This is a genomic window from Curtobacterium sp. VKM Ac-2887 (genome assembly GCF_015350935.1).
Classification (GTDB): Bacteria; Actinomycetota; Actinomycetes; order Actinomycetales; family Microbacteriaceae; genus Curtobacterium.
The window spans coordinates 285,745-310,888 of record NZ_JADKSB010000001.1; the positions used below are offsets into that span (position 1 = coordinate 285,745).

At 71.7% G+C, this 25,144-nt stretch carries 23 protein-coding genes; 6 read left to right on the forward strand and 17 right to left on the reverse strand.

The genetic code is table 11. The features are described from left to right. Nucleotides 1-26 precede the first annotated feature (26 nt). The 5 genes from ITJ69_RS01405 to ITJ69_RS01425 all read right to left on the reverse strand — a co-directional run bounded on the left by ITJ69_RS01405 (nt 27) and on the right by ITJ69_RS01425 (nt 7,701). Nucleotides 27-3,194, reverse strand: a complete 3,168-nt coding sequence (locus tag ITJ69_RS01405; RefSeq protein ID WP_323742883.1) for a GH92 family glycosyl hydrolase — start codon at nt 3,192-3,194, stop codon at nt 27-29. A 47-nt stretch (nt 3,195-3,241) separates the two neighbouring features. Then, nucleotides 3,242-4,855, reverse strand: coding sequence for a serine/threonine-protein kinase (locus ITJ69_RS01410; RefSeq protein ID WP_194671769.1), 1,614 nt, complete (start codon nt 4,853-4,855; stop codon nt 3,242-3,244). A 107-nt stretch (nt 4,856-4,962) separates the two neighbouring features. Continuing rightward, on the reverse strand, nt 4,963-6,159 hold the full coding sequence (locus tag ITJ69_RS01415) for a Fic family protein (RefSeq protein WP_123937024.1): 1,197 nt from the start codon (nt 6,157-6,159) through the stop codon (nt 4,963-4,965). Nucleotides 6,160-6,244: 85 nt separating this feature from the next. Next, nucleotides 6,245-7,066 carry a phosphatase PAP2 family protein gene (locus ITJ69_RS01420; RefSeq protein ID WP_194671770.1) on the reverse strand — a complete coding sequence of 274 codons (822 nt, stop codon included), beginning with the start codon at nt 7,064-7,066 and terminating at the stop codon, nt 6,245-6,247. Nucleotides 7,067-7,098: 32 nt separating this feature from the next. Further along, nucleotides 7,099-7,701 carry a TetR/AcrR family transcriptional regulator gene (locus tag ITJ69_RS01425; protein WP_123937026.1) on the reverse strand — a complete coding sequence of 201 codons (603 nt, stop codon included), beginning with the start codon at nt 7,699-7,701 and terminating at the stop codon, nt 7,099-7,101. A 128-nt stretch (nt 7,702-7,829) separates the two neighbouring features. Between ITJ69_RS01425 and ITJ69_RS01430 the strand changes: the two genes are divergently transcribed. After that, on the forward strand, nt 7,830-9,068 hold the full coding sequence (locus tag ITJ69_RS01430; protein ID WP_194671771.1) for an FAD-dependent oxidoreductase: 1,239 nt from the start codon (nt 7,830-7,832) through the stop codon (nt 9,066-9,068). Here the strand turns inward: ITJ69_RS01430 and ITJ69_RS01435 are convergent. From ITJ69_RS01435 to ITJ69_RS01475, 9 genes are all read right to left on the reverse strand, one after another. Beyond that, entirely contained in the window at nt 9,047-9,328 is a 282-nt protein-coding gene (locus ITJ69_RS01435; protein ID WP_194671772.1) for a hypothetical protein, read from the reverse strand. The genes ITJ69_RS01430 and ITJ69_RS01435 overlap by 22 nt on opposite strands. Nucleotides 9,329-9,351: 23 nt before the next feature. Continuing rightward, on the reverse strand, nt 9,352-11,037 hold the full coding sequence (locus ITJ69_RS01440; RefSeq protein WP_194671773.1) for a bifunctional 3'-5' exonuclease/DNA polymerase: 1,686 nt from the start codon (nt 11,035-11,037) through the stop codon (nt 9,352-9,354). Nucleotides 11,038-11,085: 48 nt separating this feature from the next. Beyond that, nucleotides 11,086-11,292, reverse strand: a complete 207-nt coding sequence (locus ITJ69_RS01445; protein WP_111083557.1) for a hypothetical protein — start codon at nt 11,290-11,292, stop codon at nt 11,086-11,088. A 34-nt stretch (nt 11,293-11,326) separates the two neighbouring features. Then, nucleotides 11,327-12,100 carry a hypothetical protein gene (locus ITJ69_RS01450; protein WP_194671774.1) on the reverse strand — a complete coding sequence of 258 codons (774 nt, stop codon included), beginning with the start codon at nt 12,098-12,100 and terminating at the stop codon, nt 11,327-11,329. Continuing rightward, nucleotides 12,097-12,957 carry a carbohydrate ABC transporter permease gene (locus ITJ69_RS01455; RefSeq protein WP_165901014.1) on the reverse strand — a complete coding sequence of 287 codons (861 nt, stop codon included), beginning with the start codon at nt 12,955-12,957 and terminating at the stop codon, nt 12,097-12,099. The genes ITJ69_RS01450 and ITJ69_RS01455 overlap by 4 nt, the downstream gene beginning before the upstream one ends. Then, a complete protein-coding gene (locus ITJ69_RS01460; RefSeq protein WP_194671775.1) occupies nt 12,954-13,931 on the reverse strand; it encodes a carbohydrate ABC transporter permease in 978 nt (325 codons plus the stop codon). The genes ITJ69_RS01455 and ITJ69_RS01460 overlap by 4 nt, the downstream gene beginning before the upstream one ends. Before the next feature lie 11 nt (nt 13,932-13,942). Further along, the gene (locus ITJ69_RS01465; protein WP_194671776.1) at nt 13,943-15,268 is read right to left on the reverse strand and encodes an ABC transporter substrate-binding protein; all 1,326 of its coding nucleotides are present in this window, start codon (nt 15,266-15,268) and stop codon (nt 13,943-13,945) included. Between the two features lie 23 nt (nt 15,269-15,291). Next, complete coding sequence (locus tag ITJ69_RS01470) at nt 15,292-16,542, reverse strand: Gfo/Idh/MocA family protein (protein ID WP_123293031.1); 1,251 nt, start codon at nt 16,540-16,542, stop codon at nt 15,292-15,294. 148 nt (nt 16,543-16,690) lie between these two features. Beyond that, a complete protein-coding gene (locus ITJ69_RS01475) occupies nt 16,691-17,479 on the reverse strand; it encodes a DeoR/GlpR family DNA-binding transcription regulator (protein ID WP_165901013.1) in 789 nt (262 codons plus the stop codon). A gap of 132 nt (nt 17,480-17,611) precedes the next feature. Between ITJ69_RS01475 and ITJ69_RS01480 the strand changes: the two genes are divergently transcribed. From ITJ69_RS01480 to ITJ69_RS01500, 5 genes are read left to right on the forward strand one after another with little or no spacing between them, the layout of a single operon-like run. Beyond that, complete coding sequence (locus ITJ69_RS01480; RefSeq protein ID WP_194671777.1) at nt 17,612-18,490, forward strand: SIS domain-containing protein; 879 nt, start codon at nt 17,612-17,614, stop codon at nt 18,488-18,490. After that, nucleotides 18,490-19,395, forward strand: a complete 906-nt coding sequence (locus ITJ69_RS01485) for an ROK family protein (protein WP_123293029.1) — start codon at nt 18,490-18,492, stop codon at nt 19,393-19,395. The genes ITJ69_RS01480 and ITJ69_RS01485 overlap by 1 nt, the downstream gene beginning before the upstream one ends. Continuing rightward, nucleotides 19,392-20,513 carry an N-acetylglucosamine-6-phosphate deacetylase gene (nagA, locus tag ITJ69_RS01490; protein ID WP_123293028.1) on the forward strand — a complete coding sequence of 374 codons (1,122 nt, stop codon included), beginning with the start codon at nt 19,392-19,394 and terminating at the stop codon, nt 20,511-20,513. Before ITJ69_RS01485 ends, nagA begins: the two co-directional genes overlap by 4 nt. After that, nucleotides 20,510-21,469: a 1-phosphofructokinase family hexose kinase gene (locus tag ITJ69_RS01495; protein ID WP_131845885.1), complete on the forward strand. Its 960-nt coding sequence runs from the start codon at nt 20,510-20,512 to the stop codon at nt 21,467-21,469. The genes nagA and ITJ69_RS01495 overlap by 4 nt, the downstream gene beginning before the upstream one ends. Then, nucleotides 21,466-22,302, forward strand: coding sequence for a class II fructose-bisphosphate aldolase (locus ITJ69_RS01500; RefSeq protein ID WP_194671778.1), 837 nt, complete (start codon nt 21,466-21,468; stop codon nt 22,300-22,302). Before ITJ69_RS01495 ends, ITJ69_RS01500 begins: the two co-directional genes overlap by 4 nt. 28 nt (nt 22,303-22,330) lie before the next feature. Here ITJ69_RS01500 and ITJ69_RS01505 read toward each other — a convergent pair whose 3' ends face one another. The 3 genes from ITJ69_RS01505 to ITJ69_RS01515 all read right to left on the reverse strand — a co-directional run bounded on the left by ITJ69_RS01505 (nt 22,331) and on the right by ITJ69_RS01515 (nt 25,128). Next, a complete protein-coding gene (locus tag ITJ69_RS01505; RefSeq protein ID WP_194671779.1) occupies nt 22,331-23,728 on the reverse strand; it encodes an L-serine ammonia-lyase in 1,398 nt (465 codons plus the stop codon). Between the two features lie 166 nt (nt 23,729-23,894). Beyond that, nucleotides 23,895-24,089, reverse strand: a complete 195-nt coding sequence (locus tag ITJ69_RS01510) for a PspC domain-containing protein (protein WP_111083567.1) — start codon at nt 24,087-24,089, stop codon at nt 23,895-23,897. A gap of 100 nt (nt 24,090-24,189) precedes the next feature. Beyond that, nucleotides 24,190-25,128 carry an NADP-dependent oxidoreductase gene (locus ITJ69_RS01515; protein WP_228504471.1) on the reverse strand — a complete coding sequence of 313 codons (939 nt, stop codon included), beginning with the start codon at nt 25,126-25,128 and terminating at the stop codon, nt 24,190-24,192. Between the last annotated feature and the right edge of the window lie 16 nt (nt 25,129-25,144).

Sequence of the window (25,144 nt, forward strand, 5' to 3'; positions counted from 1 at the left end):
GAGCGATCAGTCGCGGTGGCCGGCGGTCAGGAACGATCCGCCGCGATCAGCTCGAGCTGCGTCAACCCGACGTCGGTACCCGCCGTGAACACGAACGACGAGCCGCCGCCGATGATCCGGAACACCCGGGTCTGCCCGGGCCAGGTGAACTCGGCGCCGTCGACGGCCGTGACCGTCTCGCCGAGGGACACCTGCCACGAGTACGACCCCGGGGTCGCCACCGTCACGGTGTACAGCGACGCGGCGGGGCAGTCCACGTCGAACGACACCGACTCCCCCGCGGCGAGCGCCGTGAGGGTCCGCCCGGTGTCGTCGACCAGTGGCGACGAGCCCTCCGACGACGTCCCGACGGGCAGCAGGTCGACCGGGGCGTCCCGGTAGCCGTGGACCTCGGAGGCCGACACCGGCCGGGTGTCCGATGCCCAGCCCTGCGGTTCGGACGACAGCGTGAAGACGATGTGCGACGCCGACACCACCACGTGGTGCGGGATGCTGACGGACGTCCAGGGCGAGCCGTCGACCGTCACCGACGCCACGTAGGCACCTGCGGAACCGTCGGCGATCTCGATGACGGTGGGCGTTCCTCCCGGCTGCTGCAGCACCGTCCTGCGGACCGACGGCGGCACGAGCACGTAGGTGCCCGTTGACGGCGCCAGCGGGTACAGGCCGATCGTCGCGAAGACGTACCAGGCACTCATCTCGCCGTTGTCCTCGTCGCCGGGGTAGCCCTGGCCGAGGTCGGAACCGACGAACAGCCGCTCGAGCGACTCCCGGACGATCCGGTGCGCGTCGTCGTGCCGACCGGTGAACATCGGGAAGAACGGGATGTGGTGCGCCGGCTGGTTGGACAGGCCGAGCATGCCCATCCGGACGTCGCGGGCCTCGGTCATCTCGTGGATGGGGAAGCCGTACGCGCCGGAGCGGACGGTCGCGCCGGTCTCAGGCGTCGCGAAGAAGGCGTCGATCGTGGCGTCGAACCGCGCCGGGCCGCCGTGCAGGTCCACGATCCCGGCACCGTCGTGGGGCGCGGTGAAGGCCGTCCCCCACGCGTTCGTCTCGGTGTAGTCGTCGCCCCAGTCACGCGGGTCGAACTCGGTGACGACCCGCCACGAGCCGTCGGGGTCGCGGCCGATGAAGAAGCCCCGCTCGGAGTCGAACACGTGCCGGTACAGCAGCGACCGCCGGGCGAACCACTCCGCCTCGGCCTCGTACCGGGACAGATCGGCGGGCGTGCCCGCCCGCGACGCGAGCAGCCCCGCCATCACCGCGAGTCCCCAGTCGTTGATGGCGGCGTCGAGGGTCCAGGACATCCCCTCGGACGTCGCGGTGTCGACGTGGCCGCGGAAGGCGCCCGGGAGGCTCCCCTTCCGTCCGACGCGCTCGTCGCGCGGCGGGACGGTCGCGTTCCGCACGGCGCTCCGGTACGCCTCGGCGAGGTCGAACCCGGTGACGCCCTTCGCCGCGAGGTCGGCGAAGACGGTGTCGCTCGTGGTGCCCGTCATGCAGTCCTCGGCGCCGGGGGCGCTCCAGCGCGGCGTCCACCCGCCGTCGTGGTGGTGCTCGACGAAGCCCTGCGCGAGCTCGCCGGCGGTCTCCGGGGTGAGGAGTCCGAGGAGCGGCCAGGCGGTGCGGTAGGTGTCCCAGAACCCGTTCGTGGTGGTGAACGGCCCCTCGACGACCTCCGGCCCGGGCTCGTCGCGGATCGGGTCGGCGAGGACGGCTCCGTACGGGGAGCGGTGGTGCGGCGACCCGGTCAGGGCGGTCTCGCCGGCACGGTTCGGGTAGAGGAACAGCCGGTACAGGCCGGAGTACAGGCTCACCAGCTGGTCCGGGGTGGCTCCGTCGAACGACAGGGTCGCGAGCTTCTCCGTCCAGAGCGCCTCGGCGCGGGTGCACATGGCGTCGAAGGAGCCGGCGGCGTCGAGGTTCGCGCGGGCGTCCTCGATCGAGACGGTCGAGATGCCGAGCAGGACGTCGACCGCTCCGTCGCCGTCCACGGCCAGCCAGCCGCGCAGCTCGTGCTCGCCGGTGCTGGTGTGGTCCGCGGTCACGTGCGGGATCCGGACGTGCACGTGGTGCGGCGGGGTGCCGGGGCGGTCGTCGAGCACGGCCTCGACCACGGCGGTGCCGTCGGTCACGGTCACGGAGACGTCGGAGACCCACCCGTGGTGGTCGAGCACGATGCTGCGGGTACCGGTGAACCGGAAGCCGACGGCGAACTCCCCCGCGGTCATCTCGGCCGTCACACCCTGGTCGAGGGCGACCCGGTACCGGTGCGGACCGTCGATCTCGTCGTCGTGGTCGAAGCCGAGCGCGCGGGCGGCTCGGTCGACGTCGGGGGTGTCGAGCGGCGACGGCATGACCTGGAACACGCCGCGGTCCCCCATCCACGGCGACGGGATGTGACTCGTCGCGAACGCCTGGATCGCCGGTCGGACCCGCCCGTCGGCGTCGGTGCGCGAGTGCTCCTGGTACGCGTAGGGCCAGCGGTTGCTCGACGCGTCGGTCATCGGCAGGCCGAAGACCCCGCCGTGCGGGATGCCGACGAGCGGCGCGTTGTTGCCGCGGGAGAACCGTGACGACGCCTGCGTGCCGCGGGTCGTGCGGACGTGGTCGAGCGGCCTGACCGGTGCCGGGCGTGCCGGGGCGATCCGGACGTCGTCGAGCCAGCCGCGCAGGGCTGGACGCTCCCCGTCGGCGTCCGACGGCTGCGTGTCGGAGCCGAGCCGGGCCTCCAGTCGGTCGACGACCAGCCCCGCGAACGGCGTGAGGTCCACCGCGCGACGGTTCCACTGGTCGACCCACTGCTTGCGGGCCGCGTCCTGCGCCTCGGGCGTGAGCGCGTCGCCGTACTGGTCGCGAGCCTGTCCACCGCGCGCGGCTTCGTGCGCGCTCAGTCGTGTGCCGCCGGTGAAGACCACGTCGACGGTGAAGGCCGTGGCGTCCCAGAAGTGCGGCAGGTCCGCCTCGGTGGGCTCGGTGGCGCCGTGCGGCAGCGTGCGTTCGGGGAACCAGACCCACGACAGTTCGTCGCCGGGTGCGACCACCCGGCCACCGGCCCCGGGGACGAGCGCCACGACGGCGCCGTCACCCGCGGGTCGTTCGACCAGCCACCCCTCCGATGATCCGAAGCCGACACCGTTCCGCGCCGCGACGGCCGTCGTCGGCCCACCGCTCCGTTGCAGTTCTCGCACGGGTCAAGCGTATTTGGTCCAGCGTCTGGACGAAAACGCTCGGCGTGTCAGCCCTTGTTCTGCCCGGGCGCGTTCCCCGAGTTGCCCGGACCGGCGTCCGCTGAGGTGTCGGTCGTCGTGTCGGCTGCGCCATCGGCCGGGTCGGCGCCGTCCTGCGGCTCCTGCACCGGGTTCGAGACCGGCGCGCTCGGCTCCGGACCGACCGACGGCTCCTGGCTGGGCTCGGCGGGCTCGGTCGGCTGTTCAGCGGGCTCGGACGGCTGCTCGGCCGGCTCGGAGGGCTGCTGCTCAGCCGGCTCGCTCGGCTGCTGCTGCTCCTGGCTCGGCTGCTGCTCCTCGCTGGGCTGCTGCTCCGTCGGCGCGGTCGAGTTCGTGTCCGTCGGAGCCGGTGTGCCGTCGTCGTCGCCGTTCAGTGCGAACACTGCGACCCCGATGCCGACGAGCACCAGGACGACCACGACGATCGCCGTGATGATCGGCCCCTTGCGTCGCTTCTCGCGCTTCGCCGGGTCGTCACCGGAGCCCGGACGGACGGGCGGGGCCGCGGGTGGCACGCCGCCACCGCCGGTCGGACCGCCGGTGCCGCGCTGAGCACCGAGGACGGTGGTCGACACGTCGTCCGCGGCGTTCGGCTGCTGGGCGTCCATGACGCGGGTCGCGTCGTCCGCGCCCGGCTGTCCACCCGGACGGGAGGCACCACTCGCCGGCATCACGCGGGTCGCGTCGTCCGCGTGCGCGGCCATCGGAGCCGTGGCTGCGGCGGCGGCACCGGCCGCGGCTGCTCCGGCTGCCGCGCCGGCACCGGCTGCCGTCAACGTGCCGGGACCACCGGGCAGGAGCTGCGTGGCGGGCCCGGGCTCGTCGCGGCCCAGGGCGCGGAGTCGTTCGGCTGCCTCCGCCGCGCTCGGGCGCTCGGACGGGTCCTGCGCGGTCATCACGTGCAGGAGCGTGCGCCAGGCCGTCGGCAGGTGCTGGTCGATCTCCGGGCCGCGGGTGAGTCGCGCGGTCGCGGACTCGATCGCGCTGCCCGGGAACGGCGTCCCGCCGGTCAGGCACTCGAGCAGCACCAGCCCGAGCGCGTAGACGTCGGCCTTGCCGGTGATCTCCTGCGCCAGGACCTGCTCCGGCGCGAGGTACGCAGCCGTCCCCATCACGGTGCCCGTCCCCGTTACGCGCGAAGCGTCTCGGAGCAGGGCGATGCCGAAGTCGGCGAGCTTGACGTGGCTGCCGTCGCGCTCGAGCAGCACGTTGGCGGGCTTCACGTCGCGGTGGACGATGCCCTGGGCGTGCACGGCGCTCAGTCCGTCGGCAACCTGCGCGCCGACGCGGGCGGCGGTCGTGGGGTCGAGCGGTCCCTCGCGCAGCCGGGTGGCCAGGTCGCTACCGGGCACGAGCTCCATGACGAGGTACGAGTCCCCGTCCTCGTCGTCGAGGGCAGCGTCGTACAGGGTGACCAGGGCTGGGCTGCGCAGTGTCGCGAGCGTCTGGATCTCCGACTCGGCGCGGGCGCGTTCACCGTGGTCGACCGGTCCGATGCGGAACACCTTGACGGCGACCTCGCGGCCGAGCTGCTCGTCGACCGCCCGGTACACGGACGCCATGCCACCGTGTCCGAGCGTGCCCGTGACGCGGTACCTGCCGCCGAAGACCCGTTCTTCCATGACGGGCAACCTACCGGTAGCGGCTGACGGGCCCGCTCATCCGTCGAGTCCCGGCGCTTGTTGAGCAGAAGGTGTCGAGTCCATTCGACTGACTCGACGTCTTCTGCTCACTGAGGGGTTCCGCTCCCCGACCGCATCGTGACCTGGACGACGTTCGAGGCCCGGAAGACACGGATTCCCTGCCGCTCGACCTCGGACAAGATGTCGAGATCGACGAGCCGAGCGACGGCGTTGCTGGCGGCCTGGTAGGTCTTTCCCAGAGCATTGGCCAACATCGGAACCGTGACGAACGGCGCCCCGATGAGGTAGTCAGCCACGTCGAGGACCATTCCCCGCGCTCCGCTTGCTCGGATGCGATCGCGGTACTCCGCTTGCACCGCCAGAAGATCCGACATCCGGGCTCCTGTGTCCGTCGCGGAGCTGTGGATCCCGTCGGCGAAGAGCGCGACCCACTCGTCCCAGGCCCCCTCTGCACTGACCGCGGCCAGCGCATCCTGGTACTCCTCTCGCCGGGCCTCGAACCACGGCGAGACGCTCAGCAACGGCTCCGTGAGGACGTCAGATCGCATGAACTGCAGGACGATGAGCAAGCGACCGAGACGCCCGTTGCCGTCGATGAACGGGTGCAGCGTCTCGAACTGGTAGTGCGTGAGCGCTGCCGCGACCACTGGGTCGATGTCGCACAGAGGCGCCGTGTCCACCCATTCGAGGAGGTCACCCAACGCACTTCGCAGCGGCGTCCCCGGTGGCATCGGGACGAATCGGGCATCCTCGATGCCACCTCCGCGCGTTCCGATCGCCACTGGAACCGTCCGGATGTGTCCAGCTTGCGGTGTATCTGCGGCAGTGCCACGGACCAGTACCGACTGCAGTTCCTCGAGGAGACCGGTCGTGACGCGGCGCTCCTGCACCCAGGTGAACCCGAGCTCGGCGGTATCCACGTAGTTCAGTACCTCGGACAGAGCCGCGGACCGGTCAGCCTTCCCGACCGCTTCCGCGGCGAGGACGTCGTCCAGCGGCGCAAAGGTGCCCTCGAGCGCGGAGGTGCTCTGCGCCTCTCGCCGGAGAGTCGGAGCGCGCAAGATGCCGGGGTTCGGGATCAGAGATGATCCTTGCCGAAGCGCCCCGAGCGCCCGGTTCGCGCGGGCGACCTTGGTCCACGTCACTCCGGACAATGTCGGGACTTCACCGAGCGGGTCCGGTACGAAACCGAAGTGGTCGTACGAGCGGCCGGTCCGACCGTCGACTCCACGAACCGGAACGAGTTGACCGACGGGGCTGCTCCGGAAGCGCGTGAGGTCCATCGTTCCACTTTACGGATCAAAACTTGAACTCGAAGAGGGATTGTTCAAGTTCCGAAGATGTTTCTGGAACAGGATCGATCGCAATTCAAGTCTTCTTGACGATGTCTGCGTCTGGAGTGGGCTCGGCACCGTGGCGGAGCGCCGTCAGGTACAGCCGGTGCGCCGTGATCACGAGGGCGAGCCAGGCGAGACCCAGCGCCCACGCCGCCAGTACGTCGGTCAGCCAGTGGTGCCCGAGGAACACCCGCGAGGCCCCGACCGACAGCACGAACAGGGTCCCGACGACGATCGTCCACACCCGCGTGACGACCCGCGACTGTCGCAGGAGCAACAGGTACACGATCGTCCCCACGATCACCGTCGCGTTGAGGGTGTGGCCGGACGGGAACGACGGCGAGTGCTCGTAGGGCGGTACCGCGTCGGAGAGCGGCGGACGCGCTCGACCGATGAGGTCCTTGCCCGCGATCGTCATGAGCATCGAGCCGCCACTCGCCGCGACGAGCAGCACCAACGGGGTCCACGCCCGACGCTGGATGGTGAACCCGACCAGGAACCCGAGGGCGACGATGGGCATGCCGATCGTGCCCGCGATGTCGGTCCACCACGTGACCAGGCGATCCCCCACGGGCGACCGGAGGGTGAGTGCCCAGTCGAGCACCGGACGGTCGAGCACGGCGACGTCGTCGGCTTCGCGGACGGCGTCGTAGACCTCGGAGGCGAGCCAGGTCGCGACGACGGCAATGCCGATCCCGACGGCCAGCGTGAGCAGCAGGAGCGGCATCGCGCCGTACCGGTGACCGAGCGTGGTCCACCCCTGCGCGGTCGCCCGGCCCGCGCGGGTGCGCCAGCGGGTGAGGTCGACCTCGCCGACGGTGCGGTCGGCGGCGTCCCCGCGTTCGGTGTCCATCCGTCCACCCTGCCCAGGTGCGGCGGAGCCCGTCACGAAGTTCCGCCCACGAGTCGCTCGTCGCCGCCGGTCTCCGTCAACATGATCGTGGCTGTGCGTGCGGCCTCGAGCACCTCGTCGTCCGAGGCGTCGGACCCCTGCGCGGCGAACAATGCGGCGCTCACGGTATCGAACGCCATCTGCGCCCGGAGTCGATCAGCCCTCGGCGCGGCCTCGGGGAGCACCCGGTCGACGACGGCGTCGAACCAGGACCGGCGATCGGTTCCCTCGGCGGCCAGCTTCTGCATGATCGGGCGGTTGGCGTGCGCGAACCGCATGCCCTGCACGCGGTCGCGACCGGTGGACTCGACCCACCGCACCGCAGCCCGCCGCAGGAGGTCGGGCCCGGCCTGCTGCGACTCGACCCAGGCGATCAACTCGTCGATCTCGTTGCGCCGCCCGTCGAGGAGCGCCCGGACGATCGCCTCCTTGTTCGTGAAGTGGTAGTACAACGACGACTTCGTGATGTCGAGGGCCTCGGCGATGTCCCGGATGGACGTCCCCTCGTACCCACGCTCGGTGAACTGCTCGAGGGCGACCCGGAGGATCTGCGCCCTCGTCTCGCTGCCAGGTCGTCGGGTCGTGATCGCATCCATGACGTGCATCCTACTTGCCGAACGATCGTTCGGTAAGTAGTATCGCCTCCAGCCGAACGATCGTTCGGTAAGTAGTATCGCCTCCAGCCGAACGATCGTTCGGTCAGTCCGACCGATCGGAGCACGCCATGACCAACACCACCACTGCCCCCACCATCGCCGTCGTGGGGGCGGGCCCCGGCGGCCTGCTCACCGCACGGATCCTGCAGCTCGGTGGACTCCACGTCACCGTGTACGACGCCGACGAGTCGCTCGCGGCGCGTGACCAGGGAGGAACGCTCGACCTCCATGCCGATAGCGGCCAGATCGCGATCGAGGACGCCCAACTCTCGCGCGAGTTCACCGCGCTCGCCCGCCCCGAGGGGCAGGCGCACCGGCTCCTGGACCCGTCGGGAACGGTCCTGGTCGACCAGGCCCCCGCCGACGGCGAAGCAGCCGCGCCCGAGATCGACCGTGCACAGCTCCGCCGGATGCTCGTCGAGTCACTCGCGCCGGACACGATCCGGTGGGGGCACCGGGTCGCCGCGGTCAGCGACGGCGTCATCACGTTCACGGACGGCTCCACGTCGTCGGCCGACCTCGTCGTCGGCGCGGACGGTGCGTGGTCGAGGGTGCGTGCAGCGCTCACCGATGCGGTGCCGTCGTACACCGGGGTCACCTTCGTCGAGGCGCTGTTCACCCGCGTCACCGAACAGCACCCCGAGATCGCCGAGCTCGTCGGCGACGGTCACATGTGGGCCAACGGCGACGGACGGACAATCGTGCTCCAGCGAAACAGCGGCGACGTCGTCCGCGGCTACGTCTCGATGCGCGCGGAGCTCGACTGGCTCGCCCACGCCGGGCTCGGCACCGCCGACGGTCGAGGCCGCGTCCTGGACGCGAACGGAACGCAGACGACCGACACCGAGCGCGTCCGGACGGCGCTCCGTGAACGGTTCGCCGAGTTCGCGCCGGAACTCCTCCGCGCCATCGAGGACAGCGAGGGGTCGTTGCCGAACCGGCCGATCTTCGCCCTGCCGACGCCGACCAGGTGGGAGCACCGTGTCGGGATCACACTGCTCGGTGACGCTGCGCACGTCATGTCGCCCTTCGGCGGCAACGGCGTCAACCTCGCGCTCCTCGACGGAGCCGAACTCGCTCGCGCCGTCCTGACATCGGCCGGCGACGGCACGTCCCTGGACGACGCCGTGCGCGCGTACGAGGAGCGGATGGTCGAGCGTGGCGCCACGATCGGTCGCGCGGCGAACGACGCGATCGTCGAGCACTACGCCGTCGGCGGCCCGGACCTCGACAGCATCCCGGACTTCGACGCCGAGGCCGTCCGCTGGCGGGACGACGCCGTTGCCTACCGCGCCGCCCGGCGCTGATCGCGGCGCTCCAGCTCGGCACTCCGGCGAGACCGCTGGAGGATGACGAGCCCGATCGTCACACCGAGCGCGGTCATGAACGGGGTCATGAACCACCCGATGACGATCGGGACGGCCCGCTCCGCCGGCGCCTCGACGTGGAGCATCAACGACAGGGCGACGATCGGCAACGCGATCGTGGCCACCCAGCAGACCACCACCAGCACCGTGAGCAGTACGGCGGCACCCCGGTGGTCTGACCTTCGGTACGGAGTCGTCACGACACCATGCAACCAGGTACCGGTCAGTCCTTCGCCTCGGAGTACGCCCCCACCACCGCGACCGACAGCGGGAACGTCACCGGGAAGTCCTGGAACAACAGCCGACCGGCGTCGACCGCGGCCTCGCGGATCTGCGTCGCCACCCACTCGGCGTGCTCCTCCGGCGCGTGCACCACGATCTCGTCGTGCACGAAGAACACCAGGTGCGGGCCGTCCGTCACGGCCCCGGGGAACCGCGCGGTGAGGCGGGAGCGCAACGACCCCATCCACGCGAGCGCCCACTCGGCCGCGGTCCCCTGCACCACGAAGTTCCGGGTGAACCGCCCCCAGCTCCGCGCCCGGGACTCGACGGCACGCTGCATCGCCGGGGTCCCCTCGACCGTGTAGGCCTGGTTCCTGGCCTCGAACCACGACGACTCCGGAACGGGCGACGTCCGACCGAGCAACGTCGTGACGGCTTCGCCCCGTTCCCCCGCGCGTGCGGCGCGTTCGACCAGGTCGAGCGCGCGCGGGAACGCCCGCACCAGTCGTGGGACGAGCCGACCACCCTCGCCCTGGGTGGCGCCGTACATCGCGCCCAGCATGGCCACCTTCGCCTGCTGCCGGGTCTCGACTGCGCCCGAGGCCACGACGCCGTCGTACAGGTCGCGTCCGTCGCCCGCGGCGGCCATCGCTCGGTCACCGGCCATCGCGGCGAGCACGCGCGGCTCCAGCTGCGCAGCGTCGGCCACGACGAGCTTCCAGCCCGGGTCGGCGATGACGGCCCCGCGGATGCCCTTCGGCAGCTGCATCGCTCCCCCGCCGTCGGCTGCCCAGCGCCCGGTGACGACGCCGCCGACCACGTACTTCGGGTGGAACCGGCCGTCGCGCACCCACTCGTCGAGCCACGTCCAACCGTTCGCCGTCAGGAGCCGCGCCAGTCGCTTGTACTCGAGCAGGGGCTCGATGACGGGGTGCTCGATCTCCTGCAGCTCCCACTTGCGGGTGCTCGTCACCATGAGCCCCGCACGGCGCAACGACCGCAGGACGTCGGCCGGCGAGTCCGGGTTGAGCGTCGGGTCGTCGAGGCGCTCGCGGATGACGGCGGCGATCTCCTCGAGCCGGCGCGGCCGCACGCCGTACGGGACGCGCGGCCCGAGCGTCTCCTCGAGCAGTCGCTCGTGCACGTCGGCACGCCACGGCAGCCCCGCGTGCAGCATCTCCGCCGCGACGAGGGCTCCGGCGGACTCGGCGGTCGTCAGCAGGCGGAGGGCACCGGGCGACGTCGACCCCGCGACCGCCGCGAGCTGGGCCCGGAACTCGGCGACCGGGTCGACGTCGTCGTCCGGCACCGACGCGGTGAACAGGGCGTCGTCGAAGAGCTGGGCCTGCGTCGGTCGGACGACCCGGGCCTCCGCCACCGGAGCGTCGAGCGCATCCGACGGCGCTGCAGCGAGTGCGGAACCGCGCGCGGCCAGCGCTGCGCGCAGGATCCGTCGGCACAACCGCAGGTCGACGCAGCGCCCCACGCGTCCGCCGGCGGCGAGCACGGCCGGGTACCAGCGTGCGGTGTCGTCCCACACCCAGCGCACGCTCGGCGCGTCGTGCGCCGCGACGAAGGCCGGGAGGCCCGACTCGTCCACGCGCATCGGCTCACCGTCAGCGGTCCCCGAGTCGGTCAGGGGCGTCGCGAGGACGCCGCCGTCGACGCGGCGGAGGACGAGGTGCACGGAACGATCATGCCGTGCCCCACCGTCACCGGCTGACGGGGTGACGGTTCAGGCGCGCTTCGGACCGCCGGGGCGCACGGCTGCGGTGTCGGCCACGTCGATGCGGACGTCGCCGTCCTCGGCGCGGGACACCTCGACCCGGGGGTCAGCGTCGTGCGCGTCGGACCCGGACATGCGCCGGAAGGTGTCCTGGCGTCGTTCCTCGAACGTCATGTCCACGCCGTCGTCGAGGTGGTCGTGGTCGGGCTTCGTCATGCGCTGCACGGTACGCGCTGACTGCTGCGCGCGATCAGACGACGGGTGCGGTGCCGGTCCGTTCGGTCCAGTGCGCGCCCGCCGCCCACCGGTCGAGCACCGCCCCGGGCAGTCGACCGGACGCGTTCGAGGCCCGCGCGGTGGCCAGCGGCACGCCGAACACGAACTTCGCCACGCTCTCGTCACCCTCGGCGGCGTCGTGCGGGCCGGGTGGCGCGAGCCGGAACCGTCGGGCGAAGCGCACCAGGTTCGCGTCGGGACCGAGCACCGTGGCCAGACCGGGATCGAGGATCCACGAGCGGCACTGCCACCGGTCGGCGGCGAGCGCCGGTGCGAGGGCGCGCAGGACCTCCGGCGCGCGGGCGAAGGACCGGTCGCAGGTGTCCGGATCGAGCGGCCCGGTCTCCGGGACGTGGACGCCCCAGGCCGGCTGGCCGTCGGGCAGGTGGTCGCCGAGTTCGTACTGGAGGCGCCCCACGGCCACCACGCGACCGGTCGCCACCGCGACGAGCCAGTCCACCCCCGTGCCACGCAGACCGTACCGGTCGAGTTTGCGGTCGACGTCCGCCACGGACGCCTCGGCGAGGCTGCGCGGGAGCCCCCGCGCCTCGAGCGCCGCGGCGTTGCCGGGCACGGCCGCGCGGAGCGCGGCGACCAGCAGGGCGTCCCGCTGGGCGGGCTCCGCGTCGGCCACGGTGGCGGCCAGTGCGGCCGCCACCGTGGCGGAGTCGTCCGGCGACCCCACGGCGGCGGCGAGGACCGCGACGGACGCGGGACGGGCCTCCTGGCCGGGGGTGTCGGCGGTCACTTCAGACCGGACGAGGCGAGCCCGTCCATCACCCGCCGCTGCAGGACGATGAACATGATGAGCACCGGGGCCATGGCCATCAGGCTCGCGGCCATGAGCACCGGGTAGTCGATCGTCCGGTCGCTCGACAGCGTCGCGAGTCCTGCAGCGAGGGGCATGTCCTCGGCACGGGTCGAGACGACGAGCGGCCAGAGCAGCTCGTTCCACGACCACAGCACCGTCGTGATCGCGAGCACGCTGATCGAGGGACGGGCGAGCGGCAGCATGATCCGCCAGAACGTCTGGAACGGGTTCGCGCCGTCCATGCGCGCAGCCTCTTCGAGCTCGGGCGGCATGTTCAGGAACGCCGTCCGCATCAGGAAGGTGCCGAACGCGCTGAACAGGCCCGGCGCGACGATCCCCATCAGGGTGTCGAGCCATCCGAGCCCCTGCACGATCTGGTACTGCGAGATCAGGTAGACCTGCGACGGCACGAGCAGGATCGACAGCACGATCGCGAGCAGGATCGCCCGGCCGCGGAACCGCATGCGGGCGAAGGCGTAGCCGGCGAGCGTGCAGAGCACGATCTGCGCGAGGGTGCGGATGATCGTGACGTACACGGACGTGCCGAGCTGGCTGAGGAACGGCAGACGCTCGAACACCTGCGCGTAGTTCTGCCACTGCAGCTCCCCCGGCCAGAACGTCGGGGTGACGGACTGCACCTGGGCGTTCGTGGACAGCGACATGATGATCTGCCACACGAACGGGAACGCCATCGCGAAGCCGCCGACGCCGAGGACGACGTGGATCCACCAGTGGCTGCCGCCGCGACGACCGGGCCGACGTGCTGCCCGTGGCGGTGTGACGGTTGCGGTCATGCCTGCACCCACTTCCGTTGGACGCGGAACTGCACGAGCGTGACGATGCCGATGAGCAGGAAGATCACCATGGCGATCGCGGCCGCGAAGCCCTTGTCGTTGTCGATGAACCCGGCGCTGTAGAAGTAGAAGACGAGCGACATCGTCTTCGGGATCACCGGGTTGGTGCTGCCGAGGATGGCGTAGAGCAGGTCGAACAGCTGGAAGCTCGAGATCGTCGTGACGATGACCACGAAGAAGATGCTCGGGCTGAGCAGCGGGACCGTGACGGAGCGGAACTGCCGCCAGCGGCTCGCGCCGTCGAGCTCGGCGGCCTCGTACAGCTCTGGTGGGATGTCCTTGAGGCCTGCGCCGAGGATGATCATCGAGAACCCGAGGGACGACCACAGGCCGACGAAGCTCACCGCGACGAGCGCGAACCCGGGCGTCGAGATCCAGTACGGACCGTCGATGCCGAACAGTCCGATGAACCAGTTCACGATGCCGTAGTCGCCGTTGAACATGATGCGCCAGACGAGGGCGATCGCAGCCGGCATGGCGACGTAGGGCAGGAAGAAGAGCACCCGGTAGAACTGCGCGAACCGCAGGCCCGGGGTGTTCAGCAGGCTGGCGAGCCACACCGCGATCGGGATGCCGGCCAGCACGATGACCGTGTAGACGATCGTGTTGAGCAGCGACTGGTACAGCTGCGGGTCACCGGCGAGCCGCACGTAGTTCGCGACGCCGCTGAACGTCGCACCGCCGAACACGCCCCAGCTGGTGAAGGAGTACCAGAACGTCTGGATGATCGGCCAGATGTAGAACGTGCCGACGCCGATGAGCAGCGGCAGGACGAAGAGCCACGGCCACCAGCCGTCGGTCCGTCGGGTTGCGCTCTTGCCGCCGGCCGTCGGGCCGGGGGCGCCCCGCCCGGACGAACGCGTCGTCCGGGCGGGGGTGGAGGCGGCCTGCGGCCGCTCGGTGTTGATCGTCATCGGCTCGGGACTCACTGTTCCTTGGCGAGGGCGGCGTCCATCTTCTGCGCGAGCTGCTTCGCGACGTCGTCGACCGGGGTCGAACCGTCGAAGGCGTTCGGCAGGAGGTTGGTCTCGAGGGTGTTCCACGCGGCGGTGTTCTTCGACACCGGCAGGGGCTTGGCGTAGTCGACGGCGTCGAGGAACACCTGCAGGTCGGCGTCCGGCATCGTCTTCGTGAAGGCGGACTGCGTGCCCTCGTAGGCGGGGATGACGGCGCCCATGTCGCCCTGCTGCTGCTGGGCGGTCTTGCCGGCGAGGTAGACCTGGAGCGCCTGCGCCGCGGCCTTGTTCTTGCTCGCCTCGGACACGACGTTCGAGACACCGTGGATGACGGTCGCCTGCTCCTTGCCCTTCGGCAGGGGGTACACGACGATGTCCTTCTCCATCGCGGTGCCGGTCAGGGCCGAGCGGAACCAGCTGCCGCCCTGGTACATCGCGAGCTTGCCCGACGTGAACCACTGGTCGGCGGTGGTGTCGGTGAGCTGCTTCATCGACGGCGAAGCGCCCGAGTCGATCAGGTCCGTCCAGAACTGCAGACCCGCTTCCGAGGCCTTCGAGGCGTACTCGGACTTCGTGCCGTCCGCGTTCACGACCGATCCCCCGGCCTGGAAGATCGTGTCGTAGTAGGTCGTCTGGCCGTCCATGCCGCCGGCCGCGCCGTACGCGCCGTACGCCTTGAGCTTCTCGCTGAGCTCGGCGCCGGTCTTCTGGAAGTCGTCCCAGGTCCAGTCCTTCGACGGCAGGTCCATGCCGGCCTTCTCGAACAGGGCCTTGTTGACCCAGACGCCGATGGTGTCGAAGTCCTTCGGCACGCCGTACTGGGTGTCGTCGTACGTGTACAGGTCGTTCAGCGCGCTCGAGTACTTCGCGGGGTCGATGTCGCCGGCCTTGACCTCGCCGGTGATCGGCGCGAGCTTGCCGTTGGCCGCGTACAGCTGGAAGTTGGGGCCGTTCATCCAGAACAGGTCGGGCAGCGTGTTGCTCGAGCCCTGGGTCTGCAGCTTCGTCCAGTAGTTGGCGAACGGCGTGACGTCGACGCTGACCTTGATGTCCGGGTACTCCTCGTTGAAGCCCTTGAGGTTGGCCTTGATCGCCTTGACCTGGTTCTCGTCCCAGACGGCGTACGTCAGGTTCGCCTTGGTGTCCTTCGCGGCGGCGGTGTAGTCGCCGCCGGAGCTCGACGCCCCGGAGGACGTGGAGCACCCGGCGAGGAGTGCGGCCGCGCCGAGGGCGGCGACGGCGCCGACGAGGATCCGGCGGACGCCGGTTCCTCGGGCGGGGATGTGTGCGGTCATCGGGAGGTCCTTTCGCACGGCCGTCAGGAACCGACGGTCTGGGCGGGGTGGGTGGGGTGCGGAGCGGGTCGTGTGGAGGGTGTGGCGGGCCGGCTGAAGTGCGCGATCGTCTCGGCCGGCAGCGGCGGGACGTCGATGGGGACGGAACCGGTGCGCAGCGAACGGGTCGCCAGGGCACCGGCGGCGACCGCGGCGCGCGCCGCGATCGGGGACAGCTCCGTCGGTTCGCCGAGGGCGACGGACCGCAGGAACTCGGTCATGGTGATCAGATCGGCATCGGCGTGACCGTCCTCGACGCCGTCGATCGGGTACTCGCGGTCCCCCGCGGTGTCCCAGCCACGACGGTGCGTCCAGACCTTCACGACGCCACCGCCGGTGTCGCCGATGTTCTCGAGGCGACCCTCGGTGCCGATGACCGTGTAGTTCCGCCAGTAGTCCGGGGTGAAGTGGCACTGCTCGTAGCTGGCCTGCACGCCGTTGTCGAGCGTCATCATCACCATCGAGACGTCCTCGACGTCGACGACCGGGTTCAGCCCGGTCTGGGCGAGTGGCGGCCAGTTGTCGTGGGAGAACCAGTCCCCCATCAGCTCGCCGCTGCGGTCCCGTCGGTCGGTGACGTCGCCGTAGACCGACAGTGACCCCATGCCCACGACGCGGCTGGTGTCCCCGCCGCCGAGTGCGTGGATGACGTCCAGGTCGTGACTGGCCTTCTGCAGGAGCAGGGAGTTGACGTTCGCGCGGTCGGCGTGCCAGTCCTTGAAGTAGTAGTCCCCGCCGTTGCCGACGAAGTGGCGGCACCAGACGGCCTTGACCTCGCCGATCTCGCCGCGGTCGACGATCTCGCGCATCAGGCGGACGACGGCCGCGTGGCGGAAGTTGTGGCCGACGTAGAGCGAGGTACCCGTCTCGGCGGCGGTGTTGAGGACCGCGTCGGCGTCCTCGACCGTGATGGCGAGGGGCTTCTCGAGGTAGACGGCGATGCCCGCGCGGAGCAGGTCGATCGCGATCTCGGCGTGTGTCCAGTCCGGGGTGGTCACGATCGCAGCGTCGACCTGGTCGGTGAGGTCCCGGTGGTGCTCGACCACCAGCGCATGGGGGTACTCGACCCGCCCGCGCTCGCGGCCCGCTGCGGTGATGTCCGCCACGGCGACGACCTGCGCCTGCAGTGCCGGGTCCGCGGCGACCGCTTCGGCGACGTGCCGTGCGATGGCGGACCGCTGGCCCATCCCGATCACCGCGACGCGGAGGATCCCGTTGTCAACGCCCATGCTCATCTCGCTCCCTTGCGTGATTGTGACGCCCATGATGCCGAATCGATCATGAATGCACAATAGGCGCTCACGGATCGCTCATGGGTCCACGACGGGAGGGTTTTACACGATCGAAACGTCGCGCCCCGGATCCGGGCGCTCGTCCGTCGGCTCAGTCGGCGACGACGAGCTCCACGCCGGCGCTGGCGAGGTCGGCTGCGAAGGCCGGCGGGACGGGCTGGTCGGTGACCAGGACGTCGATGCGGTCCAACGGGCAGATCCTGGCGAACGTCGACCGCTCGATCTTGGTCGAGTCGGCGACCACGATGACCCGTCGGCCGACCGAGGCGAAGTGCCGGCTGACCTCGGCCTCGCCCTCGTGCATGGTCGTGGCGCCGTACTGCCCGGTGAGCCCGTCCACCCCGAGGACCACGAGGTCGAGCGCGAACTCGTCGAGGGTGTCGCGGACGAGCGGGCCGACGAGCTCGTACGACTGCCGCCGCGCCACCCCGCCCGTCACCACGATCTTGACGTTGGCGCGGACGGACAGCTCGTACCCGACGTTGAGCGCGTTCGTCACGATGGTGATCCCGAACTCGCCGTCGGCGCGGATGAACCGCTCGCTCTTGCCGAGTTCTCGCGCGACCTCGGTCGTGGTGGTCCCGCCGTTCAGCCCGACGGTCTCGCCCGGCTGCACCAGTCGCGCGGCGGCACGGGCGATGGCGGTCTTCGCCTCGGCCTGGCGCGCGATCTTGTACTGCAGGGGCAGTTCGTAGCCGGCCCCGAGCGCCGCTGCTCCGCCGTGCGTGCGCGTGACGAGCCGCTGGTCGGCGAGCGTCGTGAGGTCGCGTCGGGCCGTGGCGGCCGAGATCCCCAGCAGCTCGCCGATCTCGGCGATCGACACGTTGCCGCGTTCGCTCACCAGTTCGAGCAGGGCGTTCAGCCGCTGTTGGGGGGTCATGACGGCCATCCTACGGTGCCATCGCGACTGCTCGGTGATCGGAATTGACGCTTTGGTCTTCCATCGCGCACGATCGCTCGCTACGCTTCCTGATCATCGATCACCCGGATCGAACCGGACCGGAAGGCTCCCATGACCGACACCTTCGTGAGCGCCGAACTGGCCTCCCAGCCGGAGACCTGGCGCGCCGCCGCAGCACTCCTGCCGACCTTCTCGGACGCGCTCCCCCAGCCCGGTGAACGCGTCGCCGTCATCGGCTGCGGCACGAGCTGGTTCATCGCGATGAGCTACGCCGTCGCCCGCGAGCAGGCCGGCCTCGGGGTCACCGACGCCTTCGCCGGCTCCGAGTACCCCGCATCGCGCGAGTACGACCGCGTGCTCACCATCAGCCGCTCGGGCACCACGACCGAGATCGTCGACCTCCTGCAGGCCCTGCCGTCGCAGCGCACCGTCCTGATCACGGCCGTCGGGGACAGTCCCGCCGCGGCCGTCGCCGACGACGTGGTCGCACTGCCCTTCGCCGACGAGCGCTCCGTCGTGCAGACGCGGTTCGCCACCACGGCGCTCGCCCTGCTGCGCGCGTCGATCGGCGACGACGTCGAGGCCCTCGCCGCCCAGGCCGAGATCGCGCTGACCCTGCCGATCGACGACCTGCTCGACGCCGAGCAGGTCTCCTTCGTGGGCCGCGGTGCCGCCGTCGGCCTGACGTTCGAGGCCGCACTCAAGACGCGGGAGGCTGCGCAGTTCTGGGCCGAGTCCTACCCGGCGATGGACTACCGGCACGGGCCGATCGCCATCGCGCAGCCCGGCCGGCTCGTCTGGTCGCTCGGTGCCGCACCGCAGGGGCTGGCTGACGAGGTCGCCGCCACCGGTGCGCGCTTCGTGCAGCACGACCTCGACCCGATCGCCGGCCTCGTCGTCGTGCACCGGTTCGCCGTCGCCCTGGCCGAGGGTCGTGGGCTGGACCCGGACAACCCCCGTTCGCTGACGCGGTCGGTCATCCTCACCTGATGGCGGGCGCAGGCGCGGTGCTCGGGGTCGACGTCGGCGGCACGGGCACCAAGGCCCGGCTGACCGACGCCGACGGACTCGTCCTGGACGAGACCCGGGTCCCGACGCCCCGCGACGATCCGTCGGGGCTCCGACTGGCGGTGGCCGTCGCCGACCTGGCAGTGCGGGCGCTCGACCGCGGTCGGCTCGACGCCGTCGGGCTCGTCACGCCGGGTGTCGTCGACGAAGCCGCCGGCACCGTCGTCCTCGCGGTGAACCTCGGGTGGCGGGACGTGCCGGTCCGCGACCTCGTGCGGGCCGAGCTCGTCCGACGCGGTGTCGACGTCCCGATCGCCTTCGGCCACGACGTCCGCGCCGGTGCCCTCGCCGAGACCCACACCGGTGACACGGCGCTGTCCCGCGGATCGGTCGCGTTCGTACCCGTCGGCACCGGCCTGGCCAGCGCGCTGGTCGTCGACGGCCAGGTCGTGTCCGGGGGCGGATGGGCGGGGGAGATCGGCCAGGTGCTGATCCCGTCCGGACCGCACGAGGGGCTCCGGGTCGAGGAGATCGCATCGGCCGGGGGAGTCGCACGCCGCTCCGGGTCGGCATCGGCGCACGCAGCCATGCTCCGGGTGCGCGACGGCGACCCCGTGGCGACCGCCGTCTGGGACGACTGCGTCGCCGTGCTCGCGGACGCCCTCGCCTGGACGACCGCGGTCGCCGGCTGCCACACCGTCATCGTCGGCGGGGGACTCGCCGAGTCCGGCCCGCTGCTGTTCGGGCCGCTCCGCACGGCGGTGGCCGAGCGGCTCGTCGGGGTCCGCGCCCCGGAGATCCTGCCGGCCGCCCACGGCGACGCCGCCGGAGCCATCGGCGCAGGTCTGCTCGCACGGCGGCTGCTCGAGAGCGGGGTGCTGCTGTGACCACGCTCGTCCGCGCGCCACGCATCGTGACCGCCGCCCACGACCTGCACGACGGGTGGCTCGTCCTCGGCGACGACGCCACCGTGCTCGCGGTCGGTGCCGGCACACCGCCGCGCGCGGACTCCGCGGTCACCGTCGAGGGCACCGTCGTGCCGGGCTTCGTCGACCTGCACGCCCACGGCGCACTCGGCCACGACTTCGCGACGTGTTCCGCAGCGGACGCCCGAGCGGCGGCCGCGCACCACCGGTCACGGGGGACCACGACCCTCGTCGCCTCGATCGCGACCGGGCGTCCCGACGACACCGTCGCAGCCCTCACGCGCCTGCGACCGCTCACCTCGGACGGCACGCTGGCGGGCCTGCACCTCGAAGGGCCGTGGTTGTCCCCGGCCCGCCGCGGAGCCCACCGGGTGGACCTGCTCCACGCGCCGGACCCGCTCGAGGTCGACGCGTACCTGGCGGCCGCCGACGGCGCGCTGCGGGTCGTGACACTCGCCCCCGAGCTCCCCGGCGCCCTCGACACCGTGGCGCGGTTCGTCGCCGCCGGGGTCGTCGTGGCGATCGGGCACACCGACGCCACCGCCGAGCAGACCCGCCGCGCGATCGACGCCGGTGCCACGCTCGTCACGCACCTGTTCAACGGCATGCCACCGCTGCACCACCGCACGCCGGGGCCGGTCGGGGTCGCCCTGACCGACGACCGCGTCCTGCTCGAGTGCATCGTCGACGGACACCACCTCGACCCGACCACGATCGGGCTCGTCCAGCGGAGTGCACCGGGCCGCCTGGTGCTCGTGTCCGATGCGATGTCGGCGACGGGCTGCCCCGACGGCGACCACACCATCGCCGGGTCCGCGGTCTCGGTCCGCGGCGGTGTCGCGATGCTCGCCGACGGGTCGTCGTTGGCGGGCAGCACGATCACCGTCGCCGACGCGGTCCGTGGGCTGCTGACGAGCGGGGTCGCGGTGCCCGAGGTCGTCGCCGCCTCTGCCACACGTGCGGCTCGGCTGCTCGGTCGGCCGGCGCCGCTCACGGTCGGCGCACCCGCCGATCTCCTCGTGCTCGACCCCGACACCGGTGCGGTGCGGAACCCCCTGCGGACGGCGGTGGTCTCGTGATCGTCGTCGTCACCCCGAACCCGGCCGTCGACGTCACGTACCGGGTCGCCGAACAGCGCATCGGCGAGACCCAGCGGGTCCTCGACGTCGCACGGCACCCGGGTGGCAAGGGCCTGAACGTCGGTCGGGTCCTGGCGGCGACGGGTGTCGCGACGCACGCCGTCCTGCCCCTCGGGGAGACGCCCGGCCGCTGGGTGTCGGACGCGCTCGACGACCTCGGCCTCGGTCACACCGACGTCGTGGTGTCCGGCACGACCCGCACGACCGTCACCGTGGTCGACGACGTCGCCCACCCGACGATGTTCGGTGAGCCCGGCCCGGTGCTCACCGGCACCGAGTGGGACGCCGTCGCCGCAGCGGTCGACGGACTGCTCGGCCGCGCCGACGCCACCGGCCTCGTGGTGTCCGGTTCGCTGCCCGGCGGTGCCGCACCCGACGTCGTCGCGCGCTGGGTCGCCACGGCCCACGAGCACGGCGTCCTGAGCGTCGTGGACTGCTCCGGTGCCGCACTGCTGGCGGCGGCGAGCGCCGGTGCCATCGTCTGCAAGCCCAACCGCGAAGAGCTGCTCGAGGCCACGGGCGCCGCGGACGAACGCACCGCCGCCCTCCGGCTGCTGGAACGCGGTGCGGGCGTCGTCGTGGTCTCCCGCGGTGCGCACGGCATCGCCGCCCACACCACGGACCACGTGCTCGAGGTCCCAGCGGTGCCCGGCGTCTCGGGCAACCCGACCGGGGCGGGCGACGCAGCGACCGCCGGTCTGGTCGGTGCCCTGGTCCGCTCGGGTCACCAGCAGGGCACCGGTGCCCCGTTCACCGACGACACCCTGCTCCGAGCGCTCCGGTCCGCCGCCGCCCACGGCGCCGCCGCCGTCCTGCGCCCGGTGGCCGGCGAGGTCGACCCCGCCGACGTCCACCGCTTCCTGACCCACCCCGACCGAACGAGGACCCCAGCATGATCACCGACCTCGCCCTGACGGGCCTGCTCGACACCGCCCGCACGGCACACCGTGGCGTGGGCGCGTTCAACGTCGTGCTGCTCGAGCACGCCGAGGCCATCGTCACCGGGGCCGAGCGGGCCGGACTGCCCGTCATCCTGCAGATCAGCGAGAACTGCGTCCGGTACCACGGCGGGCTCGCGCCGATCACGACCGCGACCCAGGCGATCGCCCGGGCCGCCGACGTCGACGTCCTGGTGCACCTCGACCACATCGAGGACCCGGACCTCGTCGCCGCCGGCATCGACCTGGGCGTGGACTCCGTCATGTACGACGGCTCGCACCTGGACTTCGCGGCGAACGTCGCCGCCACCCGTGCCCTCGCGGTCCGGTGTCACGCCGCCGGCGTCGCCATCGAGGCCGAGCTCGGCGAAGTGGGCGGCAAGGACGGCGTGCACGCTCCGGGTGTCCGCACCGACCCCACCGATGCCGCCGCGTTCGTGGCCGACACCGGGGTGGACGCCCTGGCCGTCGCCGTCGGGACCTCGCACGCGATGCAGACCCGCGAAGCCTCGGTCGACCGCGACCTGGTGGAACGCCTGCGTGACGCGGTGCCGGTCCCGCTGGTCCTGCACGGTTCGTCGGGGCTGTCCGACGACGAACTGCGCGGCGCGGTGCAGGCCGGCATGACGAAGATCAACATCTCGACGCACCTGAACGGCCTGTTCACGCGTGCCCTGCGCACCGTGCTCGACGAGCGGCCCGACCTGGTCGACCCCCGGAAGTACGTGTCGGCGGGGCGCGAGGCGATCTCCACCGAGACCGCCCGGCTGCTGACGCTCCTGCACGGCTGAGCGGTCGCGGCCCGGGCAACCGCAGTGCTCAGCAGAGCGGGACGTTCACCGCGAGCCCGCCCATCGCGGTCTCCTTGTACTTCGTCGACATGTCCGCCCCGGTCTGCCGCATCGTCTCGACGACCTGGTCGAGCGACACGTGGTGCACGCCGTCGCCACGCAGGGCCATCCGTGCGGCGTTGATCGCCTTGTTCGCCGCGATCGCGTTCCGCTCGATGCACGGGATCTGCACCAGGCCACCGATCGGGTCGCAGGTGAGCCCGAGGTTGTGCTCCATCGCGATCTCCGCGGCGTTCTCGACCTGTTCCGGGGTGCCCCCGAGGACCTCGGCGAGTCCCGCGGCAGCCATCGACGCGGCCGAGCCGACCTCGCCCTGGCACCCGACCTCGGCACCGGAGATCGATGCACGCTCCTTGTAGATCGACCCGACGGCGCCGGCTGTGAGCAGGAACCGCACGACGGCGTCGTCGCGGTCGGCAGCGGTGATCGCGGGGACGTAGGTGAGCGCGTAGTACAGCACCGCGGGGATGATGCCGGCGGCGCCGTTGGTGGGTGCGGTGACGACCCGGCCGCCGGTGGCGTTCTCCTCGTTCACCGCCATGGCGACGAGGTTCACCCACTCCATGGCGAACAGCGGGTCGTGGTGGGGGTCCTCGCGGGTGAGCTGCTCGTGCCACGTGGCTGCACGACGCCGGACGTCGAGCCCGCCGGGCAGGCATCCGTCACGGCGGACGGAGCGGTCGACGCACGAGTCCATGACGGCGTGGATGTCGAGCAGCCCGGAGCGGACGTCGGCGTCGGTGCGGGTGACCGACTCGTTGGCGAGCGCCACTCCGCTGATCGGCAGACCGGAGGCAGCGCAGGCGGCCAGCAGCTCGGCGCCGCTCGAGAACGGGTACGGCACGCGGTCGTCGACCGGGATCGCCGCCCCCGCGACCACGGCACCGTCGTCCACGGCACCGCCGTCCTCGCCGTCGCGCGCGATGAAGCCGCCACCGATCGAGTAGTACGTCTCGTCGGCCAGGTCGGCACCGGCTCCGTCACGGGCTCGCAGCCGCATGGCGTTCGGGTGCCGGGGCAGCATGGTCAGGGGGTGCAGCACGATGTCGGCGAGCCGGAACGGCACGGTCGCCCCACCGTCGAGCCGGAGCAGACCGTCGCGTTCGAGGGCGTCGAGCGCCGACGACATCGCGTCCGGGTCGACGGTCTCGGGGTGGGACCCCATCAGGCCGGCGACCACGGCGCCGAGGGTGCCGTGGCCCTGTCCCGTCGACGCCAGTGAGCCGTACAGGTCGACGGCGACGGAGGCGACGGGCAGCCCGGCGACCAGGGACGCGAACTCGGCGCCGGCCCGCATCGGCCCGACGGTGTGCGAGCTCGAGGGACCGACACCCACGCTGAACAGATCGAAGACGGAGACCGGCACGCCGCCACACTAACCCGTCCGGACGGACCGAGCTCAGCCCCGTCCGGACGGACCGGGCTCAGCTGGCCGTGCCGAGTCTCGGGCTGAGCGACAGATCACGGACTCACGAGCGCGAGAACTGTCGCTCACCGCGAGACTCGGCCCCCGGGCACGGACGGACCGGGGATCAGCGGCGGGTGTTGCCCTCCGCCGGCACCACGAACCAGAGGACGACGTAGGCGATCCACAGCGGCCCGGGGAACAGGCTCAGGATCACCCAGCCGATGCGGACGAGGGTGCGGGACAGGCCGAAGCGATCGGCGAGGCCGGCGCAGACACCGGCGAGGATGCGGCCGTTGCGGGGACGGGAGAGTGTGCTCATGGGGACGACGCTACGCACCAGCGACGGGCCAGGGCATCCGGGCAGTACCCCGGAGAACGGTGGGGAAAACCCCCGAACGACCCCGAAGGCCCGACACCCGTCAGGGGATCAGCACGATCTTCCCGCGGGTGTGCCGCTGCTCCAGCTGCTCGTAGGCGTCCTGCACCCGGTCGAGCGGGAAGGTCGCCGCGATCGGCACCTCGACCTCGCCGTTCGCCACCTGCATCGCGAGGGCGCCGAGGATCTCCGGGTCGGCGGTGTCCGCACTGCCGGAGGCCTTCGCACCGACCTCGGCGGCAGCCTCGAACGCGATGATCGTCTCGATGCGGTCGACCGGCACGCCCAGGGCGATCCCCAAGTGCACGTACTCAGGACCGTACGTGTCGATGACGGCGTCGATGCCGCTGGTGGCGAGCTCGGTGATGCGCTCCTGCAGGCCCTCGCCGTACGCGACGGGCCGTGCACGCTTCGACCGGAGCCACTCGTGGTTCGCCTCGGACGCGATCGCGATCACGTCGATGCCCTCGTTCGTCAGCAGCTGCGTGACGAACCCGCCGACACCACCGGCGGCACCGGACACGACGACGGTCTCGCCGGGTCGGGGGTCGACGGCACGGACGGCTGCGGCAGCGGTCGTGGCGACGATGTCGAGCCCGCCAGCGACGGTCCAGTCGAGCAGCTGGGGCTTCTGCACGACCTGTTCGGCCGGCACCGAGACGTACTCGGCCTGGCTCGCGCGGTCCCACGACCACCCGAGGACCTCTTCGCCCTCGTCGACGCCGTCGACGCCCTCGCCGACGGCCACGACGATGCCGGCGAAGTCGGTGCCCTGACCGGACGGCAGCGCGTCGGAGGACCCGCCGTCGAGCAGCCCCTGGCGGATCGCCGACTCGCCCGGGTTGATGCCGGCGGCGCGGACCCGGACGAGCACCCGACCGGCGGTGGCCTCGGGGACGGGGACCTCGGCGACGTGCAGCACGGAGCGGTCACCCCACTCGTCGAAGCGGACGGCGCGCATGGTCTCCGGGATCTCAGTCATCGCGTCCGACGGTACC

What these genes read in the sequence shown, in the direction of transcription:
- ITJ69_RS01410 (WP_194671769.1), bottom strand. Translation starts at nt 4,855, where the DNA reads ATGGAAGAACGGGTCTTCGGCGGCAGGTACCGCGTCACGGGCACGCTC.
- ITJ69_RS01415 (WP_123937024.1), bottom strand. Translation starts at nt 6,159, where the DNA reads ATGGACCTCACGCGCTTCCGGAGCAGCCCCGTCGGTCAACTCGTTCCG.
- ITJ69_RS01420 (WP_194671770.1), bottom strand. Translation starts at nt 7,066, where the DNA reads ATGGACACCGAACGCGGGGACGCCGCCGACCGCACCGTCGGCGAGGTC.
- ITJ69_RS01425 (WP_123937026.1), bottom strand. Translation starts at nt 7,701, where the DNA reads ATGGATGCGATCACGACCCGACGACCTGGCAGCGAGACGAGGGCGCAG.
- ITJ69_RS01430 (WP_194671771.1), top strand. Translation starts at nt 7,830, where the DNA reads ATGACCAACACCACCACTGCCCCCACCATCGCCGTCGTGGGGGCGGGC.
- ITJ69_RS01445 (WP_111083557.1), bottom strand. Translation starts at nt 11,292, where the DNA reads ATGACGAAGCCCGACCACGACCACCTCGACGACGGCGTGGACATGACG.
- ITJ69_RS01455 (WP_165901014.1), bottom strand. Translation starts at nt 12,957, where the DNA reads ATGACCGCAACCGTCACACCGCCACGGGCAGCACGTCGGCCCGGTCGT.
- ITJ69_RS01460 (WP_194671775.1), bottom strand. Translation starts at nt 13,931, where the DNA reads ATGACGATCAACACCGAGCGGCCGCAGGCCGCCTCCACCCCCGCCCGG.
- ITJ69_RS01465 (WP_194671776.1), bottom strand. Translation starts at nt 15,268, where the DNA reads ATGACCGCACACATCCCCGCCCGAGGAACCGGCGTCCGCCGGATCCTC.
- ITJ69_RS01470 (WP_123293031.1), bottom strand. Translation starts at nt 16,542, where the DNA reads ATGAGCATGGGCGTTGACAACGGGATCCTCCGCGTCGCGGTGATCGGG.
- ITJ69_RS01475 (WP_165901013.1), bottom strand. Translation starts at nt 17,479, where the DNA reads ATGACCCCCCAACAGCGGCTGAACGCCCTGCTCGAACTGGTGAGCGAA.
- ITJ69_RS01480 (WP_194671777.1), top strand. Translation starts at nt 17,612, where the DNA reads ATGACCGACACCTTCGTGAGCGCCGAACTGGCCTCCCAGCCGGAGACC.
- ITJ69_RS01485 (WP_123293029.1), top strand. Translation starts at nt 18,490, where the DNA reads ATGGCGGGCGCAGGCGCGGTGCTCGGGGTCGACGTCGGCGGCACGGGC.
- ITJ69_RS01500 (WP_194671778.1), top strand. Translation starts at nt 21,466, where the DNA reads ATGATCACCGACCTCGCCCTGACGGGCCTGCTCGACACCGCCCGCACG.
- ITJ69_RS01510 (WP_111083567.1), bottom strand. Translation starts at nt 24,089, where the DNA reads ATGAGCACACTCTCCCGTCCCCGCAACGGCCGCATCCTCGCCGGTGTC.
- ITJ69_RS01515 (WP_228504471.1), bottom strand. Translation starts at nt 25,128, where the DNA reads ATGACTGAGATCCCGGAGACCATGCGCGCCGTCCGCTTCGACGAGTGG.